At 64.9% G+C, this 19,558-nt stretch carries 16 protein-coding genes; 5 read left to right on the top strand and 11 right to left on the bottom strand.

Annotated features, from left to right (window positions below; all coding sequences use genetic code 11):
- Positions 1-63: 63 nt before the first annotated feature.
- On the bottom strand, positions 64-1,986 hold the full coding sequence (locus AC07VH_RS23485; RefSeq protein WP_034754154.1) for a PrkA family serine protein kinase: 1,923 nt from the start codon (positions 1,984-1,986) through the stop codon (positions 64-66).
- A 569-nt stretch (positions 1,987-2,555) separates the two neighbouring features.
- Here AC07VH_RS23485 and AC07VH_RS23480 point away from each other — a divergent pair.
- Complete coding sequence (locus AC07VH_RS23480) at positions 2,556-3,587, top strand: adenosine deaminase (protein ID WP_494787728.1); 1,032 nt, start codon at positions 2,556-2,558, stop codon at positions 3,585-3,587.
- Between the two features lie 22 nt (positions 3,588-3,609).
- The gene (locus tag AC07VH_RS23475) at positions 3,610-6,141 is read left to right on the top strand and encodes an ABC transporter permease (RefSeq protein ID WP_494787727.1); all 2,532 of its coding nucleotides are present in this window, start codon (positions 3,610-3,612) and stop codon (positions 6,139-6,141) included.
- On the opposite strand, the gene AC07VH_RS23470 is transcribed toward AC07VH_RS23475, so the two are convergent.
- Together AC07VH_RS23470 and AC07VH_RS23465 are read right to left on the bottom strand one after the other, a co-directional pair.
- Positions 6,138-7,145 (bottom strand): response regulator, encoded by a 1,008-nt coding sequence (locus AC07VH_RS23470; protein ID WP_475414582.1) that lies wholly within the window; start codon positions 7,143-7,145, stop codon positions 6,138-6,140. The two genes, AC07VH_RS23475 and AC07VH_RS23470, sit on opposite strands and share 4 nt — an antisense overlap.
- A gap of 3 nt (positions 7,146-7,148) precedes the next feature.
- Positions 7,149-8,504 (bottom strand): sensor histidine kinase, encoded by a 1,356-nt coding sequence (locus AC07VH_RS23465; protein WP_475414581.1) that lies wholly within the window; start codon positions 8,502-8,504, stop codon positions 7,149-7,151.
- A gap of 164 nt (positions 8,505-8,668) precedes the next feature.
- On the opposite strand from AC07VH_RS23465, the gene cqsA reads away from it, so the two are divergent.
- Positions 8,669-9,913: an alpha-hydroxyketone-type quorum-sensing autoinducer synthase gene (gene cqsA, locus AC07VH_RS23460; protein ID WP_494787726.1), complete on the top strand. Its 1,245-nt coding sequence runs from the start codon at positions 8,669-8,671 to the stop codon at positions 9,911-9,913.
- A 6-nt stretch (positions 9,914-9,919) separates the two neighbouring features.
- On the opposite strand, the gene AC07VH_RS23455 is transcribed toward cqsA, so the two are convergent.
- The 4 genes from AC07VH_RS23455 to AC07VH_RS23440 are packed head-to-tail and all read right to left on the bottom strand — an operon-like array spanning position 9,920 to position 12,601.
- Positions 9,920-10,387, bottom strand: a complete 468-nt coding sequence (locus AC07VH_RS23455; RefSeq protein ID WP_475414579.1) for a MarR family winged helix-turn-helix transcriptional regulator — start codon at positions 10,385-10,387, stop codon at positions 9,920-9,922.
- A gap of 57 nt (positions 10,388-10,444) precedes the next feature.
- Positions 10,445-10,915, bottom strand: a complete 471-nt coding sequence (locus AC07VH_RS23450) for a GIY-YIG nuclease family protein (protein ID WP_494787725.1) — start codon at positions 10,913-10,915, stop codon at positions 10,445-10,447.
- A gap of 57 nt (positions 10,916-10,972) precedes the next feature.
- Entirely contained in the window at positions 10,973-11,320 is a 348-nt protein-coding gene (locus AC07VH_RS23445) for a GIY-YIG nuclease family protein (protein WP_475414578.1), read from the bottom strand.
- A gap of 12 nt (positions 11,321-11,332) precedes the next feature.
- Positions 11,333-12,601 (bottom strand): MFS transporter, encoded by a 1,269-nt coding sequence (locus tag AC07VH_RS23440; RefSeq protein WP_494787724.1) that lies wholly within the window; start codon positions 12,599-12,601, stop codon positions 11,333-11,335.
- A gap of 132 nt (positions 12,602-12,733) precedes the next feature.
- Between AC07VH_RS23440 and AC07VH_RS23435 the strand changes: the two genes are divergently transcribed.
- Positions 12,734-13,129, top strand: a complete 396-nt coding sequence (locus AC07VH_RS23435) for a group II truncated hemoglobin (RefSeq protein ID WP_034785429.1) — start codon at positions 12,734-12,736, stop codon at positions 13,127-13,129.
- A gap of 5 nt (positions 13,130-13,134) precedes the next feature.
- Entirely contained in the window at positions 13,135-14,511 is a 1,377-nt protein-coding gene (locus tag AC07VH_RS23430) for a DNA recombination protein RmuC (RefSeq protein ID WP_494787723.1), read from the top strand.
- Between the two features lie 9 nt (positions 14,512-14,520).
- Here the strand turns inward: AC07VH_RS23430 and AC07VH_RS23425 are convergent, their stop codons facing one another.
- The 4 genes from AC07VH_RS23425 to moaA form a co-directional block, all read right to left on the bottom strand.
- Positions 14,521-15,432 (bottom strand): MHFG family PEP-CTERM protein, encoded by a 912-nt coding sequence (locus AC07VH_RS23425; RefSeq protein WP_494787722.1) that lies wholly within the window; start codon positions 15,430-15,432, stop codon positions 14,521-14,523.
- Between the two features lie 299 nt (positions 15,433-15,731).
- Entirely contained in the window at positions 15,732-16,520 is a 789-nt protein-coding gene (locus tag AC07VH_RS23420) for a hypothetical protein (protein WP_494787721.1), read from the bottom strand.
- Positions 16,520-18,367 (bottom strand): molybdopterin molybdotransferase MoeA, encoded by a 1,848-nt coding sequence (moeA, locus tag AC07VH_RS23415; protein ID WP_494787720.1) that lies wholly within the window; start codon positions 18,365-18,367, stop codon positions 16,520-16,522. The genes AC07VH_RS23420 and moeA overlap by 1 nt, the downstream gene beginning before the upstream one ends.
- Positions 18,368-18,429: 62 nt before the next feature.
- Entirely contained in the window at positions 18,430-19,551 is a 1,122-nt protein-coding gene (moaA, locus tag AC07VH_RS23410; protein ID WP_494787719.1) for a GTP 3',8-cyclase MoaA, read from the bottom strand.
- Between the last annotated feature and the right edge of the window lie 7 nt (positions 19,552-19,558).

The raw sequence follows: 19,558 nt of genomic DNA, 5'->3' as shown, positions 1-19,558 counted from the left end.
CCTTGCCTCTCGTCTTGCGCGCCCCGCCAGTCGCCGGGCGGGAGCGCGCCTCCGCTGTCCGCGCTAGGATGACTTGCGCACGCGCAAGTACCATTCGCATAACAGGCGTACCTGCTTGGCCGTATAGCCTTTTTCCACCATGCGGGCCACGAAGTCGGCGTGCTTGTTGGCATCGTCGGCACTGGCCTTGGCATTGAAGGAAATCACGGGCAGCAATTCCTCCGTATTCGAGAACATTTTCTTTTCGATCACGGTGCGGAACTTTTCATAACTGGTCCAGGCGGGATTCTTGCCGCCGTTCGAGGCCCGCGCGCGCAAGCCGAAGTTGACGATTTCGTTGCGGAAATCCTTCGGATTGGAAATGCCCGCCGGCTTCTCGATCTTTTCCAGCTCATTGTTCAGCGATTCGCGGTCAAAACTTTCGCCCGTGTCCGGATCGCGGTATTCCTGGTCCTGTATCCAGAAATCGGCAAACGTCACATAGCGGTCGAAGATGTTCTGGCCGTATTCCGAATAGCTTTCCAGGTACGCCGTCTGGATCTCCTTGCCGATGAATTCCACGTAGCGCTGCGCCAGGTGCTCCTTAATATAGGAGAAGTAGCGCTGTTCGAGTTCCGGCGCGAACTGCTCGCGCTCGACCTGCTGTTCCAGTACATATAATAAGTGCACGGGATTGGCGGCCACTTCGGAATTGTCAAAGTTGAACACCTTCGACAGGATCTTGAAGGCAAAGCGCGTCGACAGCCCGTTCATGCCCTCGTCCACGCCCGCGTAATCGACGTATTCGTGCATGGACTTGGCTTTCGGGTCCGTATCCTTGAGGTTTTCGCCATCGTAGACGAGCATCTTCGAGAAAATGCTGGAGTTTTCCGGGTCTTTCAGGCGCGACAGGATGGCGAACTGCGCCATCATGCGCAGGGTGCCGGGCGCGCACGGGGCTTTCACCAGCGAGGAATTGGCCACCAGCTTGTCGTAGATCTTGATTTCATCGGACACGCGCAGGCAGTACGGCACCTTGACTATATAGATACGGTCAAGAAACGCCTCGTTGTTGCGGTTGTTCTTGAACGTCTTCCACTCCGACTCGTTCGAGTGGGCCAGGATGATGCCGTCGAACGGTATCGCGCCGAAGCCTTCCGTGCCCTTGTAGTTGCCTTCCTGCGTGGCCGTCAGCAGCGGATGCAAGACCTTGATCGGCGCCTTGAACATTTCCACGAATTCCATCAGGCCCTGGTTGGCCAGGCACAGGCCGCCCGAATAGCTGTAGGCGTCCGGGTCGTCCTGCGCATAGTCTTCCAGCTTGCGGATGTCGACCTTGCCCACCAGTGAGGAAATATCCTGGTTGTTTTCGTCGCCCGGCTCGGTTTTCGAGATGGCGATCTGTTTCAGCACGGAGGGGTAGCGCTTGACGACGCGGAACTGGTTGATGTCGCCATTGTATTCATGCAGGCGTTTCACGGCCCACGGGCTGGGGATGTTGCGCAGGTAGCGGCGCGGGATGCCGTAATCCTCTTCCAGGATGGTGCCGTCTTCTTCCTCGTTGAACAGGCCCAGCGGCGACTCGTTGACGGGCGAGCCTTTCAGGCAATAGAAGGGCACGTGTTCCATCAGCGACTTGAGTTTTTCCGCGATGGACGACTTGCCGCCGCCGACTGGCCCCAGCAGATACAGGATCTGCTTGCGTTCTTCCAGACCTTGCGCCGCGTGGCGGAAGTAGGAGACGACTTGTTCGATGACTTCCTCGGTGCCGTAGAATTCGCGGAAGGCGGGGTAGATCTTGATCACCTTGTTGGCAAAGATGCGCGACAAGCGCGTATCGTTGCGCGTGTCGACCAGCTGCGGCTCGCCGATGGCGGCCAGCATGCGTTCGGGCGCGCTGGCATACGTCAGCTTGTCCTTCTTGCACAGGGCCAGGTACTCGGTGAGCGACATTTCCTCTTCGCGGGTGCGCTCGTAGCGTGCTGCATAGTTATCAAAAATGGTCATGTCAATGTCCTTTAATGTAAACCTGAACTGCCAGTCACCATGGCCGCCCGCCTGGCACTCGCCTGGGCTTGCCGTCTGAACTTTTCCTGTACCCCGTACCGATTTTTATTGTTGTTTCAAGCCCGGCTGTCTTTGCGAGTCCGGATTGCCCGGACCAAAAAACTGGCGCTTGATGCCGTGTGCTGACGTGGCCAGCCGGCTTTTTTTCACTGTTGATAGCGCTTGTTGCACCTACCCTTACCCCATGAAATTAATTATTGCTCTAAAGGATCAGGAAGTCAAAAGATATGTCAGCATATCCTTAATACTTGTTTGTAAATTGTTGATTTAATTGGATAAACCATCAAATTTTTCATCCATTTCAATGAACTTTTTTGTCCCTTTTAAATCATCATACGACAATTCGCCAGCGCGTGCCGGTGCGGGCCATGCTGCCGCCGCTGCCAGCGCCGTGGCGGCCGGGCGCCGGTGAGGCCGGCCATCTTGCGCTAAGATGCCTGCATGTCTGATGGCCCTGCGCGCCGCGCGCGCGTGCCAGCATTTTTACCGTCACCCTATAAGGAACACCCATGATGAACTCCCAATTGCGCGCGATCGTCCGCGGCATGCCGAAAGCCGAACTGCATATCCATATCGAAGGCTCGCTGGAGCCAGAACTGATTTTCGCACTGGCCGAGCGCAATGGCGTGCCGCTGGGCTATGAATCTGTGGAACACTTGCGCAGCGCCTATGCTTTTACGGATTTACAGTCCTTTCTCGACATTTATTACGCTGGCGCAAGCGTGCTCTTGAAGGAGCAGGATTTCTATGACATGACGCAAGCCTACCTGCGCCGCGCCGAAGCCGATAACGTCTTGCACACGGAAATCTTCTTCGACCCGCAAACGCACACGGCGCGCGGCGTGCCGATGGCCGATGTGATCGACGGCATCCACCGTGCCTGCCAGGACAGCCCCGTCAGCGCGACCCTGATCCTGTGCTTCCTGCGCCATTTGAGCGAGGCAGAGGCGTTCGAGACCCTGGAAGACGCGCTGCCGCACCGCGACAAGTTCATCGGCATCGGCCTCGACTCGTCGGAAGTGGGCAATCCGCCCGAGAAGTTCTCGCGCGTGTTTGCCCGTTGCCGCGAACTGGGCCTGCATCTGGTGGCCCACGCGGGCGAGGAAGGCCCGCCAGCCTACATCCGCACGGCGCTCGACGACTTGAAAGTCGAACGCATCGACCATGGCGTGCGCTGCCTGGAAGACGCGGAACTGACGGCCCGCCTGGCGCGCGAACAGGTCGCGCTCACCGTGTGCCCCCTGTCGAACACCAAGCTGCGCGTGTTCGACCAGATGCATGACCATAACCTGGTGCAATTGCTCGACGCCGGCCTGCTGGTGACGGTGAACTCGGACGATCCCGCGTATTTCGGCGGCTACATGAACGACAACTTCGACGCCATCTTCGATGCCTTGCCGCTGGGCTTGTCCCACGCGCAGCGCCTGGCGCGCAACGGTTTCATCGCCGCCTTCCTGCCGCAGGCGCAGAAAGACGCTTTCCTTGCCACCGTCGATGCGTATTTCGCGCAGCACGCCACCGCCCACGGCGCCACGCAGTAACCAGCATAAAGACCCGCCGCCCATGTTCCGCCTCTCCCTGAAAATGACCGGCCGCGACTGGCGCGCCGGGCAACTGCGTTTCCTGCTCGTCGCGCTGATCGTGGCCGTGGCGGCCCTGTCGGCCGTCGGCTTCTTCGTCGACCGCCTGCGCGCGGGCCTGAACCGCGACGCGCACCAGCTGCTGGGGGCCGACCTCGTCATCAACGCCGACCAGCCCGTCAATGCGGCCTGGCGCGCCGAAGCGCAGAGGCGCGGTTTTATCCTGGCCGACACGGTGACGTTTCCCAGCATGGCGCAGGCGGGCGAGGGCGAGCAGTCGATCTCGCAGCTGGCGTCCATCAAGGCCGTCTCGCCCGGCTACCCGCAGCGGGGCAAGCTGAAAATCACCACCAAACCGAGCGAAGCGCAGGATGCCGTGGGCCAGCCGACAGATCAGGTGCCGGCGCCCGGCACGCTGTGGGTCGATGCGGCGATACTTTCCAGCCTGAACGCGAAGCTGGGCGACACCGTGACCCTGGGCGACAAGGCGTTCACCGTCACGCAGCTGATCGCCAGCGAACCGGATCGCGGCGCATCGTTCCTCAATTTCGCCCCGAGAGTGATGCTGCCCTTGAGTGATCTTGCCGCCACGGCGCTGGTGCAGAACGGCTCGCGCGTGTCGTACCGGCTGCTGCTGTCGGCGCCGCCCGCCAAGGCGGCCGAGCTTGCGCAATATCAAGCCTGGCTGGAAAGCCAGATCAAGGCGCAATCCATCAAAGGCGTGCGCATCGAATCGCTGGAGTCGGGCAGCCCGCAGATGCAGTCGACCCTGGACCGCGCCGACCGTTTCCTGTCGCTCGTCGGCCTGCTGTCGGCCATGCTGGCGGCTGTCGCCGTGGCCATGGCGGCGCGCCGCTTCATGCTGCGCCACCTCGATGCCTGCGCCATGCTGCGCTGCCTGGGCCTGACGCAAAACCAGGTGACGGCCATGTACGTGATCGAATTCCTGCTCGTCGGCCTGGCGGGCAGCGTGATCGGCGTGCTGATGGGCTTCGGCGGCCACCTGGTGCTGCTGGAGCTGCTGGGCAAGCTGGTGCAGAGCGACTTGCCGCCCGTGTCCCTGCTGCCCGCGCTGCAGGGCGTGGCCACCGGCATCCTGCTGTTGCTGGGCTTTGCCTTGCCGCCGATTTTGCAGCTGCGCAATGTCCCCCACAACCGCGTGATCCGCCGCGAACAGGAGCCGCCGCAGGCGCTGGCCCTGGCCACCTACGGGCTCGGCATCGCCGCCTTCGTCGTGCTGCTCTTGTGGCAGGCGGGCGACGTGAAACTGGCCTTGCTGACGGCGGCCGGTTTCCTCGGCGGCTTCGGCCTGTTCGCCCTGGCCGGCTGGCTGGGCATCAAGTCGCTGAAAACCCTGCGCGGCGCCTTCAAGCACCAGGGCTGGCGCTTCGCCGTCACGTCCTTGCAGCGCCGGCCGGGCGCCACCGTCATCCAGGTGGTGTCGCTGGCCCTGGGTCTGATGGCCTTGCTGCTGCTGACGGTGGTGCGGGGCGACCTGATGGTGGCCTGGCGCAACGCCACGCCGCCCGATGCGCCGAACCGCTTCATGATCAATATCCTGCCCGAGCAGAAAGACCCGATCGCCGCGCGCCTGGCCCAGGCCGGCGTGGCCAACGCGCCTTTGTATCCGATGATACGGGGCCGGCTGGTGGCCGTGAACGGCAACGCCATCACGGAAACCACGTACGAGGATGACCGCGCCAAGGGCCTGGCCGACCGCGAATTCAATCTGTCGACGATGGCCGCCATGCAGGAAGAAAACAAGCTCGTGGCCGGCAAGTGGTTCAGCGACAAGCCCGGCGCATCGGCGGAGGCGTCGGTGGAAGAGGGCATCGCCAAGACCTTGAAGCTGAAACTGGGCGACAAGCTGCGCTTCGACATCGCCGGTCAGCCCGTGGAAGCGGCGATCACGAGTTTGCGCAAGCTGGAATGGGGCTCGATGCGCGTCAACTTCTTTGTCATCATCAATCCGGCCGCCATGGCGGACACGCCGCAGACGTGGATCACGGCGTTTCACCTGCCGCCAGCGCAGGCGGACCTGGGCAACGCCCTGCTGCGCGAGTATCCGAACCTGACGGTGGTCGACGTGGGCGGCGTGCTGAAACAGATCCAGGGCGTGCTGGACCAGGTGGTGACGGCCGTCGAATTCCTGTTTGCCTTTACCCTGGCCTCGGGTTTGCTGGTGCTGTATGCGGCCTTGATGGGTTCGCAGGACGAGCGTACGCGCGAAGCGGGCCTGCTGCGCGCCCTGGGCGCCACGCGGCGCCAGCTGGCCCAGTCGCAGCTGATCGAGTTTTCCCTCGTCGGCGCGCTGGCCGGCCTGCTGGCCGCCTCGGGCGCGGCCGCCATGGGCTGGGCCCTGGCCACGTACCAGTTCAAGTTCGCCTGGAGCTTCGCACCGGGCGTGTGGGCCTTCGGCCTGCTGGCCGGCGCCCTGTGCGCCATCGCCGGAGGCTGGCTGGGTTTGCGCAATGTCCTGAAACATCCGCCGCTACAGACCTTACGGGAAGGCTAAACACTGACGCTGTCGCCCGCGCCCGCGCGTAGAAATTGCGCGTAGGACATGACCGGCTGCCCCAGTTGGTGCGCCGGCACGTCGAACAGGGCCCAGAAATACGTCACGCGGCCCAGGCAGATGGTGGGGGCGGCGCAATAGCGGAACCAGTTTTCGCCGATGTGCGCCGCATACATGCCGTCGCTGTCGGCGTCGGAAAAGTACGGGATCACGCGCATTTCCAGCAGGGCCAGCAGCAGCGACCCCGGTGCGTCGCTGTCGCGCGCCATTTCGTACTGCGTGTGCAGGCTGCGCTCCGTCTCGATGATCATCAGCTTGGCGTGGCCGTCGCGCGTGAAGAACAGGATGCCGCTGGGATTGGGAAAGATATAGAACTCGACGAAGCCGTGACGCTTGCACAGCTCGTGCACCACGGCGGCCAGCGCCTCGTCTTGCAGGAAACTGTAGTCGTGCAGCATCAGCAGGTCGCGCACGGTCTCCGTTTGCTGCAGGAAAAATTCGCCTTGCAGGCTGACGATTTCCTGTTCCAGGATGTCGAGCGCATCGTCGTCGCTCTTCTTGATGTAGCGGTCGATCAAGCCCCGGTTGAAGGCCGTCACGGCCACCTTTTCGTCGGCCGCGCCCGTAAATAAAATCTTCTTGCACGGCAAGTCGCGCACGGCCTGGCAAAATTCCAGGCCATTCATCTGCGGCATCGAGTAATCGACCACCAGCACGGAGGGCACGGCAAAGCGCTGCGCCTGGCCGCTGATGCGCCAGATGCGTTCGATGTCGAGCGCCACGTTGCACTGGTCGGGCGGCAGGTTTTGCGTGTCGAAGTTGACGTGCAGCGGCGTTTCGCCCGGCTGCGTGCTGTGGCGCAGCCAGTGCAGCGCGCTGCTGGTGTCGTGGAACGTCTTGCGCGCCAGGCCGGGATCGAGCTGGAACGCCAGGCTTTTCAGGAAGGAATCGCTGTCGTCGATCAATACGGTCAGGGTCGGATGGGTGTAGACGGGCAGTTGCATGCGTCACCTCGCGCGGTGGATGGATGGAAAACGGCTGTGCCTGGTGCTGGCGTGTGTCTGCGGAAACTCCAGCACGAAGATGGCATACGCGCCTTCGCGCGCGACGCAACTGATGCGCGCATGCCAGGCTTGCATGATTTGCCGGCACAGGGCCAGGCCGATGCCGCTGCCGTTGTGCGAGGGATAGGAATAGAAACGGTCGAAGATCAGCGGCAACCGGCTGGCCGCGATGCCGCAGCCCGTATCGATGAACAGCAGGCGCGGCACGGGCCGCGCGCCATCGATGACGATGCGCACGCGGCCCTTGCCGGCGCGCTGGATGCCTTTCAAGGCATTGCGCAGCAAGTTCAGCAGGATGACCACGCACAGTTCGGACTGGCCGGAAAAGCTGAAGTCGGCGCGCACGTCGACCTTGACGATGTCGCGCTGCGCCGTGCTGGTAAACGGGTAGCGGCGCAGGACGGCCGTCACGCTGTCGTGCATGGCGACCGTCTCGTTCGCTTCGAGCTTGCGGTTGACGGCGCTGGCGCTGAGCAGGAACAGATCGATCATATGGTGCATATGGCGCACTTCGAAGCGGATGCGCGCCAGCGCGTCCAGGCTGTCCGCATCGGGCGGCTGGCCTTGCGGGTTTTGCTGCTCCCCATGCTGCCCCCTTTGCGGCCCCCTTTGCTGCAGCCCCCGTTGCAGCCCGCGCACGTTCGCCTCGACGCTGACGAGGGGCGTGCGCAATTCGTGCGCCACGCTGCCCAGCCCGGCAGCCAGTCCGGCCAGCTTTTCCTGCGCACCCACATGGCGCCCCACCTTGACGACGGACAGCACGGCAATCGTGAACCAGTGCACGGGCAATTGCTGCAAGACGTCGCGGCTGAGCAAAAAGGCGGGATCGCCGGCCACGGCAAACGCCAGGCAGGCCAGCACGGTGCCGCTCAGGTAGGCGAGGACGGCGATGCGCGTATCGAAGTGAAACAGCACGATCAGCGCCACCAGCAGCGAATGTACCCACAGCGCCGAAGCGTGGTTCATCAGGAACATATACGTGAAGAAAAACGGCAGTTCGAAGGTCAGCCCCAGGAACAGGTAGACGCTGAACCAGGTGTTGCTGACGCGGTCAGGCCATAGCGCGGGCAGGAACAGCAGCGCCGCCACGGTGCGCAGCAGCAGCGATTCGTATTCTTGCGGAAAGAAATAATGCCATAGCGCGTAGTACAGGGGCATGCCCAGCGCACCGATGAGCGCCAGGGCGCGCACCTGGGCGCGCCGCACGGGCGTGTGTTCGATGGCGTCGTGGAAATGCAGGAAAGGCTGGAGCAGCTTGCCTTGCCACCGTATTCCGGAAGGGGACTGCGCATGCATCATGGTCAGGGGGCGTGTTCGTTGAGGCGTGTCAATACAACATCATCGGCGGGTTCCCGCCCTATCAGCAGAATATCGGCATAACTGTTGAGCTGTATCAATCTCTTGCCGGATGGCTCGCGCATGTTGGACGCGGTAGTTCCCACCGCAACCAATCAGGAGTCCCTATGTCACACGCCATTTCCCCCCTGTCGTCCCGCGCCATCCACGCCGAGCAGCTGATGCCTGCCTTCGTGCGCGCGCGCATGGATGAGCATTACGTCGAGCGCGTCGAGAAGCTGCTTGGCGGCGAACACCTGCACGAATGGCAAGCTATGCCGGCAGGTGCCGTGATGCTCGCTGGCAATGACTATCTGAACATCGCCGGCGAGGCGGCCCTGCTGGCGGCCCAGGCGCGCGTCTTGCAGGACGGCGGCGCCATGCTGATGTCGTCCGTGTTCCTGCAGGAAGGCAGCCGCCAGCACCGGCTCGAACGCAAGCTGGCGGATTTTCTCGGCAGCGAAGCGTGCGTGCTGGCGCAGTCGGGCTGGGCCGCCAATGTGGGCTTGCTGCAAAGCCTGGCCGGGCCCGGCATTCCCGTGTACCTGGACATGCAGGCGCACGCTTCGCTGTGGGAGGGCGTGCAATCGGCGCAAGCCGTGCCCGTCGCCTTCCTGCACAACGATGGCGCCCACCTGCGGCGCCAGCTCGACAAGCACGGCCCCGGCATCATCGTCGTCGATGCGCTGTACAGCACCAACGGCAGCGTGGCGCCCTTGCTGGACATGGTGGAAATCGCCGAGCGCAGCGGCAGCATGCTGATCGTCGACGAATCGCACTCGCTGGGCACGCACGGGCCGCAGGGCGCGGGCCTGGTGGTGGAGCTGGGCCTGGCCGGGCGCGTGCATTTCCGCACGGCGTCGCTGGCCAAGGCGTTCGCGGGCCGGGCGGGGCTGATTACCTGTTCGGCCCGTTTCAAGGGATATTTTTTGTCCGCCTCACGGCCCGCCATCTTCAGTTCCTGCCTGCTGGAACATGAGCTGGCCTGGTTCGATGTGGCGCTCGATTTCATCCGCGCCGCCGACGCCCGTCGTGCCGCCCTGCGCCGCCACAGCGTGCAGCTGCGCCAGGGCTTGATGGATCTCGGCTACAACGTCAGCGATGGCACCGAGCAGATCATTGCGCTGGAAGCGGGCAGCGAACCCGATACCTTGCTCCTGCGCAAGGCGCTGGAACGGCACGGCATCTACGGCGCCGTCTTCTGTGCGCCGGCCACGCCGAAGAACCGTTCGCTGGTGCGCCTGACCCTGAACGCGGGCCTGCGCGAGGACGAGTGCGCAAGGGTGCTGGCCGCCTGCGCCGCCATCCGTGACGAGACGGGCATGGCGCGCTGGCCATCGACGCGGCGCCTGCGCAAGCTGGCGCTGGTGTAGCGCGCGTCAGCCGTTGGCGGGCTGCTTGCCGGCGATCGTGCCCAGCAGCATGGACAGGGGCGCCAGCTGGTCCGCGCTGGCGGTGCCCAGCAATTCCTGGCCCAGCGCCTGCGCCGTCGTATGCGCGTGCGCCAGCAATGCCAGTCCCGCCTCGGTGATGGCGGCATAGCCGACGCGCGCATCGCGTTGGTCGGCCTGGCGCGCCACCAGGCCGATCTTTTCCAGCGGCATCAGCGAGCGCGTGATGCCGGACGCCGTCAGCGCCAGGCGCTCGGCCAGGTCGATGCGGCGCAGGCGCCCGCCGGGCGCCCGCTGCAAGTGGTACAGCAATTGGTAATCGCTGAAACTCAGGCCATGCAGATTGCCCAGGATGCTGTCGAAGCGGCGCACGATGAGCGCCTGGGCGCGCGCCAGGCGCAGGCAGAAGTCCAGCGCGCTGGCGCCGTCCGGCGGCGGGGAAGGGTGATCGGTCATGGGTTTCCTTGTGTTGGCTGCGCAGTGCTTGAGTGCGCAAGTGTAAAGCATGGCCGCTCAATACAGGGATTGCCCTTGTTCCAGCAGTTGCGCCCGGTGCAGGGCCAGCAGGGCGGCCAGCTCGGCGTCCGCATCGAAGGCGGGATCGTCGGATTGATCGACGGTGTCAATGATGTCGAAGCGGAAAGCCGCCGCACCGTCGCGCCGCCAGTCCGCCTGCAGGCGGGCGTTGCGGTGCGTGCCCAGCGTGAGTTCGAAGCGGTGGCGGTTCAGCGTGCCGGGCGCGTTGCGGCTGCGTTCGAGCAGGGTGCATCCGCTGGGCAGGTGGCGCAGCGCGAGGATGCCCAGCGCGGGCGCTTGTTGCCGGTAAGCTGCTTTCAAGGCTGCTTGCTGTGTTTTATCCATGTCATGCAGATTGCCCAGGATGCTGTCGAAGCGGCGCACGATGAGCGCCTGGGCGCGCGCCAGGCGCAGGCAGAAGTCCAGCGCGCTGGCGCCGTCCGGCGGCGGGGAAGGGTGATCGGTCATGGGTTTCCTTGTGTTGGCTGCGCAGTGCTTGAGTGCGCAAGTGTAAAGCATGGCCGCTCAATACAGGGATTGCCCTTGTTCCAGCAGTTGCGCCCGGTGCAGGGCCAGCAGGGCGGCCAGCTCGGCGTCCGCATCGAAGGCGGGATCGTCGGATTGATCGACGGTGTCAATGATGTCGAAGCGGAAAGCCGCCGCACCGTCGCGCCGCCAGTCCGCCTGCAGGCGGGCGTTGCGGTGCGTGCCCAGCGTGAGTTCGAAGCGGTGGCGGTTCAGCGTGCCGGGCGCGTTGCGGCTGCGTTCGAGCAGGGTGCATCCGCTGGGCAGGTGGCGCAGCGCGAGGATGCCCAGCGCGGGCGCTTGTTGCCGGTAAGCTGCTTTCAAGGCTGCTTGCTGTGTTTTATCCATGTTGTGATTTCCTTAAGCTTGGGTGACGTAATCGGTGGTTGCGATGTGGGCAATATCCGTGAACAGGGCGGCGGCGATGGCGGCGGCCAGCAGCAGGGCGCCGCCGCCGCAGAACAGCTCGCCCACGCTCAGGTGGCGCAGCAGCGCGCCCGTGGCCGCCGCCGACAGGGGCGCCAGTCCCAGGAAGATGCCCATGAACAGCGCCATCGCCCGGCCCAGCATGGCGGGCGCCACGCGCCGCTGTATCCACGTAAAGATGGCCACCTGCACATAGCCGGACAGCAGACCCGTGACGGCCAGCAAGGCCGCGCCCTGCCAGGCCGTGCTGATCTGTCCCAGCGCCATCAGCAGGCAGCCCACGACAGCGTCGACGAGCAGCAAGGTGGCGCCGAAATGGCGGCGCAGCCAGACGCCGCCCAGGCTGGAGGACAGCATGCCGGCCAAGGTGCCGGCGCCGTGCGTGCCCAGCAGCAAGCCCAGCGCTGTGGCGCCGTGCAGGCGCTCGCTGGCCAGCACGGGCAAGGCCACTTGCAGCGGCCCCATGACGAAGAAGGCTACAACCGCCCAGTAGGCATAACAGCTGCGCAGAGGCAAGTCGCGCCACACCATGGCCAGGCCCGCCGCCATATCGCGCCACATGCCTTGCGGCGCGGCAGCCGCAGCCAGGGGCCGCAGCCTGACTTGGCGCAAGGTCCAGGCGGAAAACACAAACGTCAGCGCATCGATGGCAAACGCGGCGGCCAGTGCCGCCATGGAGGTGTGCTGCCCGCCATCGTGGGCGCCCAGCACGAGCGCTGCCAGCAGGGGACCGGCCAGCAGGGACAGTTGGCGCACACCCATCTGCAAGCCATTGGCTTTCTGCAACGATGCTGCCGGCACGGCTTGCGGCAGGATGGCCGTGCCGGCCGGGATGCCGAAGGCGGATGCGATGCCCAGTGCCAGCGCGGCCGCATACGCGAGCGCCAGGCTGGCCTGGTCCAGCCACAGCAGTCCCGCCAGTACCAGCAGGATGGCGGCGTTCGCATATTTGCTGATCAGCAGTACGCGCCGGGGCGAGTAGCGGTCGGCGATGGTGCCGCCCAGCAAGATGAGCACGGCGCGCGGGGCGCCCATCAGGGCCACGGCGATGCCCAAGCTGAGGCTATCGCCCGTCAGGCTCAGTACGAGCCAGGGCAGGGCCAGCAGGCTGAACTGGTCGCCCAGCATGGAAACGAGGCCGCCGCCCAGCAGCCAGCGGAAGTTGGTATTGCGCAGCAAATCAGTGTCTGTGGCGGTTGGCATGTTCGTCTTGTCCATGTTTAAAAATTGCATAGTAGTTGATAAAAGCTTGAGTAGTCAAGTATATTGCCGTTTATTGCGGCAGGGAGCACTGGTGCCGCATGGCGCGCCGATGCTTGCGCTATCATGGCGGCCATGACTGATACCACTGCCCCCACCCTGTACGAGACCATCGGCGGCGCCCCCGTGCTGCGCGAAATGGTCGACCGTTTTTATGACCTGATGGAACTCGAAGCCGAGTTCGCCGGCATCCGCGTCATGCATCCGCCCTCGACGGACGGTTCGCGCGACAAGCTGTATTTCTTCCTGACGGGCTGGATGGGCGGGCCGGATTTGTATATCGAGAAATTCGGCCACCCGCGCCTGCGTGCCCGTCACTTGCCGTATGCCATCGGCACCAGCGAGCGCGACCAGTGGTTGCGCGCCATGGCCTGGGCCATGGAAGACACGGGCATCGAAGAATCCTTGCGCGTGCGCCTGATGGAATCGTTCTATCAGACGGCCGACTGGATGCGCAACAAACCTGACTGACACCCATGAGTCCTATCGAGTTCTACAGCCTGCTGGGCGCCGCCATCGCCGCCATCGCCTTGTTGCTCTTGCTGCTGCTGCGCCCCCGTGGCGCGGCCGGCGATGGCGCCACCACCCTGGCGCTGGTGCAGCAGCACCAGCAGCAAAGCCTGGAACGCATCGACCGGGTCGAGCGCGAAGTGCGGCTGCAATTGCAGGCATCGGCGCAAGCGACGCGGCAAGACCTGGCGGCCGGCCTGGCGCAATTTCAGGCGGCGACCCTGCAACAGCTCGACAGCCTGCGCACGCAGATGCAGGCGCAGGGCAAGGTCGGGCGCGAGGAGCAGGCGCAAAGCCTGGCGCGCTTTGCCGAGAGCACCAACCAGACCCTGGCCCAGCTGACGGAATCGAATGCGCAGCGCATGCTGGAAGTGCGCGCCACCCTGGAAAACAAGATCCGCGACTTGCAGGCCGACAATGGCGCGCGGCTGGAAGAAATGCGCAAGACGGTCGACGAGAAACTGCACGCCACCCTGGAAACGCGGCTTTCCGCCTCGTTCCAGCAAGTGTCGGAGCGGCTGGAAAAGGTCCACCAGGGACTCGGCGAGATGCAGCAGCTGGCGCTCGGTGTGGGCGACCTGAAGCGGGTGCTCACCAACGTCAAGACGCGGGGCACCTGGGGCGAGGTGCAGCTGGAAATGCTGCTGGAGCAGGTACTCACTGTCGACCAGTATGCGAAGAACGTGGAAACGGTGCCTGGGACCGGCGCGCGCGTGGAGTTCGCCTTGAAGTTGCCGGGCATGGTCGATGGCGGCGCGCCCGTGTGGATGCCCATCGACGCGAAATTCCCCAAGGAACAATACGAACGCCTGGTCGAGGCGGCCGAGCGGGCCGATGCCGACGGCGTGGCCCTGGCCGGCCGCGAGCTGGAACGGGCCGTGCGGGGCGAGGCGAAAACCATCGCCGAGAAATACCTGGCGCCGCCGCAGACCACCGACTTTGCCATCCTCTTCCTGCCCACGGAAGGCCTGTATGCGGAAGTGCTGCGCCGCCCGGGCCTGGCCGACGAATTGCAGCGCGTGCACCGGGTCAGCATCGCCGGACCGTCCACCCTGACGGCCTTGCTCAACAGCCTGCAGATGGGTTTCCGCACCCTGGCACTGGAAAAGCGCTCGTCCGAAGTGTGGCAGGTGCTGGGCGCCGTCAAGACGGAATTCGGCAAGTTCGGCGACGTGCTGTCGCAAACCCGGCTGACCCTGGAAAAGGCGGCGAAGAATATCGAAAGCGCGGAAGTGCGCAGCCGGCAGATGGCGCGCAAGCTGAAATCCGTGGAAGCCTTGCCCGGCGAGGCGGCGGCCTTGCTGCTGGGCAAGGCGGACGGCGGTGCCGGCGACGGCGAGTAGCGCGCCGCCTCAGGCCGCCCGCGCTATGCGGCGGCGCACGCTGTAGACGATCAGCCCCAGACCGGCCAGCAGCATGCCCCAGGTTTGCGGTTCCGGCACGGCCGGCAGGACTGTCGGGCCGGTGGGAGGCAGGGTCGGCAGGATCACGGTGGGCGGAACGATGATGCTGCTGCCCTGGTCTGGCGGCCTGCCGCCGCCACCACCTCCTCCGCCGCCGCCCGTGCCGGCCGGCGGGCCGATGTCGCTGACGGTACGCACATAATCGAAGGGCAGGAAAGGAATGCTGGCCACCTCGGGCGGCATGGCGCCGCCCGTGAACGAGCCGCCGCGCAAGGCGTCGGGATTGTCGATCACGGGCACGCCTGCCGCTTCCGGAGAGGCGGGCGCGGCGGCAACGGGTGCGGCACCGCCGGGAGCGGCAGCACCGGCCGCCGGCGGCGCCGATGCGGGCGCCTGCGTGATGCGGCTGACGTTGCGGCAGATCGTCGGCACCAGGATGCACTGGCCCTGCACGCAATACACGAGTCCCCGTTCCTGCATCTGTTCGCTCCAGCCTGCGCGCGTGACATTGCGGCAAACGCGGCCCGGGCCGAAATGCATCTCGCTGATGCGCGCGTTGTAATTGCCCTTGCCGCGGATGGCGTCGCGGCTGATCACCACGATCTCGTCGTACTGGCGCGCGCGCATGCGCTCCTTCAATTGTTCGCGCACCTGCGGCGCGATATCCGTATAGCGGTCCACTGCCGCGACCACATCGCCCATGAACGGATCGACGCCGGGACGGTTCCAACTGCAGTTGTCGAGCACGTCGGCGCGGGCCACGCCTTTCGCGCTGGCGGGCAGGGGCGCCAGGGACAACATGCCGAATATGACTGCCGCACCCAGCATGCAGGTGCCCGCTATCCATGGGCCGTGTTTCATTGGTAGTTTCCTCGTGAAAACAATATCAAAATTGAACTTTTCTGTGTAAGTTCGAATGTTATCACCGAAGAAACTTCAATATCAACTAATAAATAAAATTATTACAATTAGTGTTGTGTTTATTGATTTGTTTTGATGGGAAAAGATTAATTTTTTTATCTCGATGGGCGAACGGCTGCCGCACAGGGTGAAATTGATTGCGAAGGGGAAATGCAAACGGCCCGCGCAGGGCGGGCCGTGGTGGTGCTTGAGGAAGGCTGTTGAGTAAGCTGGCGCTTCAGCGCCGATCGCCTGTCGCGCTAGAAAGTGCCAGCGCAGGCAGGTGCGTCGAAGCGGGGATAGCCGATGGCCGGCAACTTGTGCAGCCAGGCGAGCACCACTGTGCGTGCACCTTGTGCATCGTGCTGCTGGGCGCCACGCTGCAGATCCGCGGCGAGCGTGGCCAGCTCGGTGCAGATGGGCTGCTTGCCAGCCTGCGCGGCCAGCAGCGATGCCAGCAGTTCCGGTAGTACCTCCGCCTCCGGCGCCGCCTGGCGCTTGGCGCGATAGTGTTGCCAGTAGCGCTCGGCGGCATCGCCATCAAAGCTGGGGACGAAACCGAACGTGGCGTCGTCGTGGTGCAAGCGGTACACGGTGGGAAAATAATGCGGACCCGTCAGCTCGCCTGGAAACAGGTCGCGCCGCAGGACGTCGATGGACAGCGATCCGTCGCGCTCCACGCGCACGGCGCTGGGCGAATCGAACTGGTCCACGCTCACCATGGCGGGCGAGTTGCCTTGCATGAAGATGATCTTTTGCGTGTAATGGCGCCCGCCCAAGTGGCCGCACAGGGCCACATAGCTGTCGTTGAGGACGGTGACGGCCGCAATCGCGCCGCAGCCCGGCTGCAAGGGCGTGTTTTCCTGCCACGCAAGACTTTGATCGGCGTCGCGCACGATGCTGATGCGGCCCACGGTGGCGCCATGCAAGTCGCCCGGCGCCATTTCGATGCGCTCGTCGAAGCGCACCGTGTAGCCATTGCTGTGGACTCCGCCAGCGTACGCCGCCATGCCCTGCAGCAGGGCCAGCGTCAGAAGTAGATGTTTCATCAGGTCAACCCATGGAATAGGACGATATCGACGAGGTCGCCGGCCGCCACGTTGTCTTGCGCCTCATGCAGCACGATCATGCAATTGGCTTGCGTCATCGAGCGCAGGATGCCCGAGCCTTGCGCGCCCGTCACGCGCACGTGCTGGCACCCGTCCGCGCCCCGCTCGACGATGCCGCGCTGGTATTCCGTGCGGCCCCGCTTCTTGCGGATCGGTGCCTGCGCCGCCACCTGCAGCAGGGGCAGGGCGGCCGTGTCCGCGTCGGCGCCCATCAGGCGCAGCAGGGTGGGGCGGGCGAGGAAATAAAACGCCGCCATCACGGCCACGGGGTTGCCGGGCAGGCCCAGCAGCAAGGCCGTGTCGCCCTCGCTGGCAATCCGGCCAAAGGCCATGGGGCGGCCCGGGCGCATGTTGATCTGCCAAAAGGCCACGTCGCCCAGGCGCGCGAGGATGGCGCGCGTAAAATCGGCCGCGCCGCTGGACACGCCGCCTGAGGTGATGATGACGTCGGCCTTGGCGCAGGCGCCGCGCAGGGCCGCTTCCAGCGCTTGCGGATTGTCCTTGACGATGCCCATGTCGAGCACGTCGCAGCCGAGGCGGCTCAGCATGCCCAGCAGCGTGTAGCGGTTGCTGTCGTAGATGCAGCCGGCGTCGAGTTGTTCGCCGAGCGAGCGCAATTCGTCGCCCGTGGAAAAGAAGGCCACGCGCAGCCGGCGGCGCACGGGCACCGTGGCGATGCCCAGAGAGGCCAGCAGACCCAGCTCGGCCGGGCCCAGGCGCTTGCCCTGCAGCAGGGCCGGCTGGCCCTGCATCAAGTCTTCGCCCTTGAAACGGCGGTTGTCGCCGGGACGGATGCAGTCCGGCGCCAGCGTGATACTGGTTTCATCGGCTTGCAGCACGAGTTCCTGCGGCACCACGCTGTCGCAGCCGTCGGGCATGACGGCGCCCGTCATGATGCGCGCGCATTGTCCTCGCTGCACGGCCACCGTGCCGGGACGGCCCGCCAGGATGGTATCGACCACGGCCAGAGTCACGGGCGTGTCGCCGCCCAGGTTGGCACCGTGCAGCGCATAGCCATCCATGGCGGAATTGTCGTGCGCGGGCACGCTGATGGGCGAGATGATGTCGGCCGCCAGCATGCGCTCTAACGCCTGCGGCAGCGGCAGTTCCTCGATGTCGGCCACGGGCGCGACGGCATCGGCCAGGATGGCTTGCGCCAGCGGCACGGACAGGCCCCGCGCCTGCAGGGCGGCCAGCTCGTCCGGGGTATTGATGTTGCCGAACGCGGCGCTGTCTTCGAACAGCACTTCGGCCAGCTTCAAGGGGCCGTGCCAGGTGCGCATGCGGCGTTCGCCGGCCGCCAGGTAGGCGTCCAGCTGGGGCAGGGCGGATGTTTTCACCAGGCAAAAGACGGGATGGGGGCGGCGCACCGTCGATCCCGTCGCCGGATCGAGCTCTTCGGTCACGGCGATGGCCAGGTCGGCATTGTCCTGCGTCAAGCCGGCCGCCAGGCGCGCCGCCAGGTCGGGCGGCAGCAGGGGCGAGTCGCACGGCACCGTCAGCAGGTAGGGCGTGCCGGCATGTTGCATGCCGCTGTGTAAACCTGCCAGCGGACCCAGCTGGCCCGGCAGCGCGTCCGGCCACACGGGCACGCCGAAGCGCGCGTAATCTCCCGCATCGGCGTGGACGCTGATGGCCAGCTGGCCCACTTGCGGCGCCAGGCGCTGCAGCACGTGGCGCGCCAGGGGCTGGCCATGCAGGGGCAGCATGCCCTTGTCGCGCTGGCCCATGCGCGTGCCCAAGCCGCCGGCCAGGATCAGGCCGGTAATGTCGTGTGTATTGATCATGTCAGGGAGGAAAATGGGTGCATGCGCCATGGTAGCAGCGGCGGGCGTGTGTCGCGCCCGAATCAGCCGCCGATATACGACATTTCCACTTTCTTTTTACCGTGCTCAAGCGCGCCGCCCGTCAAATCCGTCTGGCTGGTGCGCAATTGCGAATAGCGGTCGGCGCGGCCGCGCCACAGCTGCGCCACGGCCGAGGAAATTTCCGCGTCGCTGCGGCCGCCGCGCAGCAGGCTGCGCAAGTCGTGGCCGCTGCTGGCGAACAGACACGTGTACAGCTTGCCCTCGGTCGAGAGGCGGGCGCGGCTGCAGTCGGCGCAGAACGCTTGCGTGACGCTGGAAATGAGGCCGATTTCGCCGCCGCCATCGGCATAACGCCAGCGCGCCGCCGTCTCGCCCGTGTAGTTCGGGTCGATGGGCAGCAAGGGCATGTGTTCGCCGATACGGCGCACCACCTCGGCGGACGGGATGACTTCCTGCAAGTTCCAGCCGTTCGAGGCGCCCACGTCCATGTATTCGATGAAGCGCAGGATGTAGGGCGTGCCCTTGAAGTGGCGCGCCATGGGCACGATTTCCTGCTCGTTCATGCCGGCCTTGACGACCATATTGATCTTGATCGGGCCCAGGCCCGCCGCGTGGGCGGCAGCTATGCCGTGCAGCACGTCGGCCACGGCGAAATCGACGTCGTTCATGCGCTTGAAGGTGGCGTCGTCGAGCGAGTCGAGCGAGACGGTGACGCGGTTCAGGCCCGCGTCCTTGAGTGCTTGCGCCTTTCTGGCCAGCAAGGAACCGTTGGTCGTCAGGGTCAGGTCCAGCGGCTGGCCCGACGGCGTGCGCAGTGCGGCCAGCATGGCGATGAGTTTTTCGATATTCTTGCGCAGCAGCGGCTCGCCGCCCGTCAGGCGGATCTTTTCCACGCCGTGCGCGACGAACAGGCGCGCCACGCGCGTGATTTCCTCGAACGACAGCAAATCCGTGTGCGGCAGATACACGTGGTTCTTGTCGAACACGTCCTTGGGCATGCAGTACACGCAACGGAAATTGCAGCGGTCGGTAATCGAGATGCGCAGATCGTGCAGGGGCCGGCCCAGGCTGTCGGCCACGCTGCCGCTGGGGCTTTCCAGCCGGTCGGGTATCGCCGGTGCCCCATTGCGGGCCTCGGCGAGGTAGATAATCTTGTCAGCCATGAAAGGT

It is taken from the genome of Janthinobacterium sp. GW821-FHT03C10 (assembly GCF_059420865.1).
The sequence above is the reverse complement of the archived record's forward strand: the minus strand, read 5'-3'. Positions and strand labels throughout refer to the sequence as shown.

Excerpts from the sequence above, each read along its gene's own strand:
- AC07VH_RS23485 (WP_034754154.1), bottom strand. The coding sequence starts at position 1,986 with ATGACCATTTTTGATAACTATGCAGCACGCTACGAGCGCACCCGCGAA.
- AC07VH_RS23480 (WP_494787728.1), top strand. The coding sequence starts at position 2,556 with ATGATGAACTCCCAATTGCGCGCGATCGTCCGCGGCATGCCGAAAGCC.
- AC07VH_RS23475 (WP_494787727.1), top strand. The coding sequence starts at position 3,610 with ATGTTCCGCCTCTCCCTGAAAATGACCGGCCGCGACTGGCGCGCCGGG.
- AC07VH_RS23470 (WP_475414582.1), bottom strand. The coding sequence starts at position 7,145 with ATGCAACTGCCCGTCTACACCCATCCGACCCTGACCGTATTGATCGAC.
- AC07VH_RS23465 (WP_475414581.1), bottom strand. The coding sequence starts at position 8,504 with ATGATGCATGCGCAGTCCCCTTCCGGAATACGGTGGCAAGGCAAGCTG.
- cqsA (WP_494787726.1), top strand. The coding sequence starts at position 8,669 with ATGTCACACGCCATTTCCCCCCTGTCGTCCCGCGCCATCCACGCCGAG.
- AC07VH_RS23455 (WP_475414579.1), bottom strand. The coding sequence starts at position 10,387 with ATGACCGATCACCCTTCCCCGCCGCCGGACGGCGCCAGCGCGCTGGAC.
- AC07VH_RS23450 (WP_494787725.1), bottom strand. The coding sequence starts at position 10,915 with ATGACCGATCACCCTTCCCCGCCGCCGGACGGCGCCAGCGCGCTGGAC.
- AC07VH_RS23445 (WP_475414578.1), bottom strand. The coding sequence starts at position 11,320 with ATGGATAAAACACAGCAAGCAGCCTTGAAAGCAGCTTACCGGCAACAA.
- AC07VH_RS23440 (WP_494787724.1), bottom strand. The coding sequence starts at position 12,601 with ATGCCAACCGCCACAGACACTGATTTGCTGCGCAATACCAACTTCCGC.
- AC07VH_RS23435 (WP_034785429.1), top strand. The coding sequence starts at position 12,734 with ATGACTGATACCACTGCCCCCACCCTGTACGAGACCATCGGCGGCGCC.
- AC07VH_RS23430 (WP_494787723.1), top strand. The coding sequence starts at position 13,135 with ATGAGTCCTATCGAGTTCTACAGCCTGCTGGGCGCCGCCATCGCCGCC.
- AC07VH_RS23425 (WP_494787722.1), bottom strand. The coding sequence starts at position 15,432 with ATGAAACACGGCCCATGGATAGCGGGCACCTGCATGCTGGGTGCGGCA.
- AC07VH_RS23420 (WP_494787721.1), bottom strand. The coding sequence starts at position 16,520 with ATGAAACATCTACTTCTGACGCTGGCCCTGCTGCAGGGCATGGCGGCG.
- moeA (WP_494787720.1), bottom strand. The coding sequence starts at position 18,367 with ATGATCAATACACACGACATTACCGGCCTGATCCTGGCCGGCGGCTTG.
- moaA (WP_494787719.1), bottom strand. The coding sequence starts at position 19,551 with ATGGCTGACAAGATTATCTACCTCGCCGAGGCCCGCAATGGGGCACCG.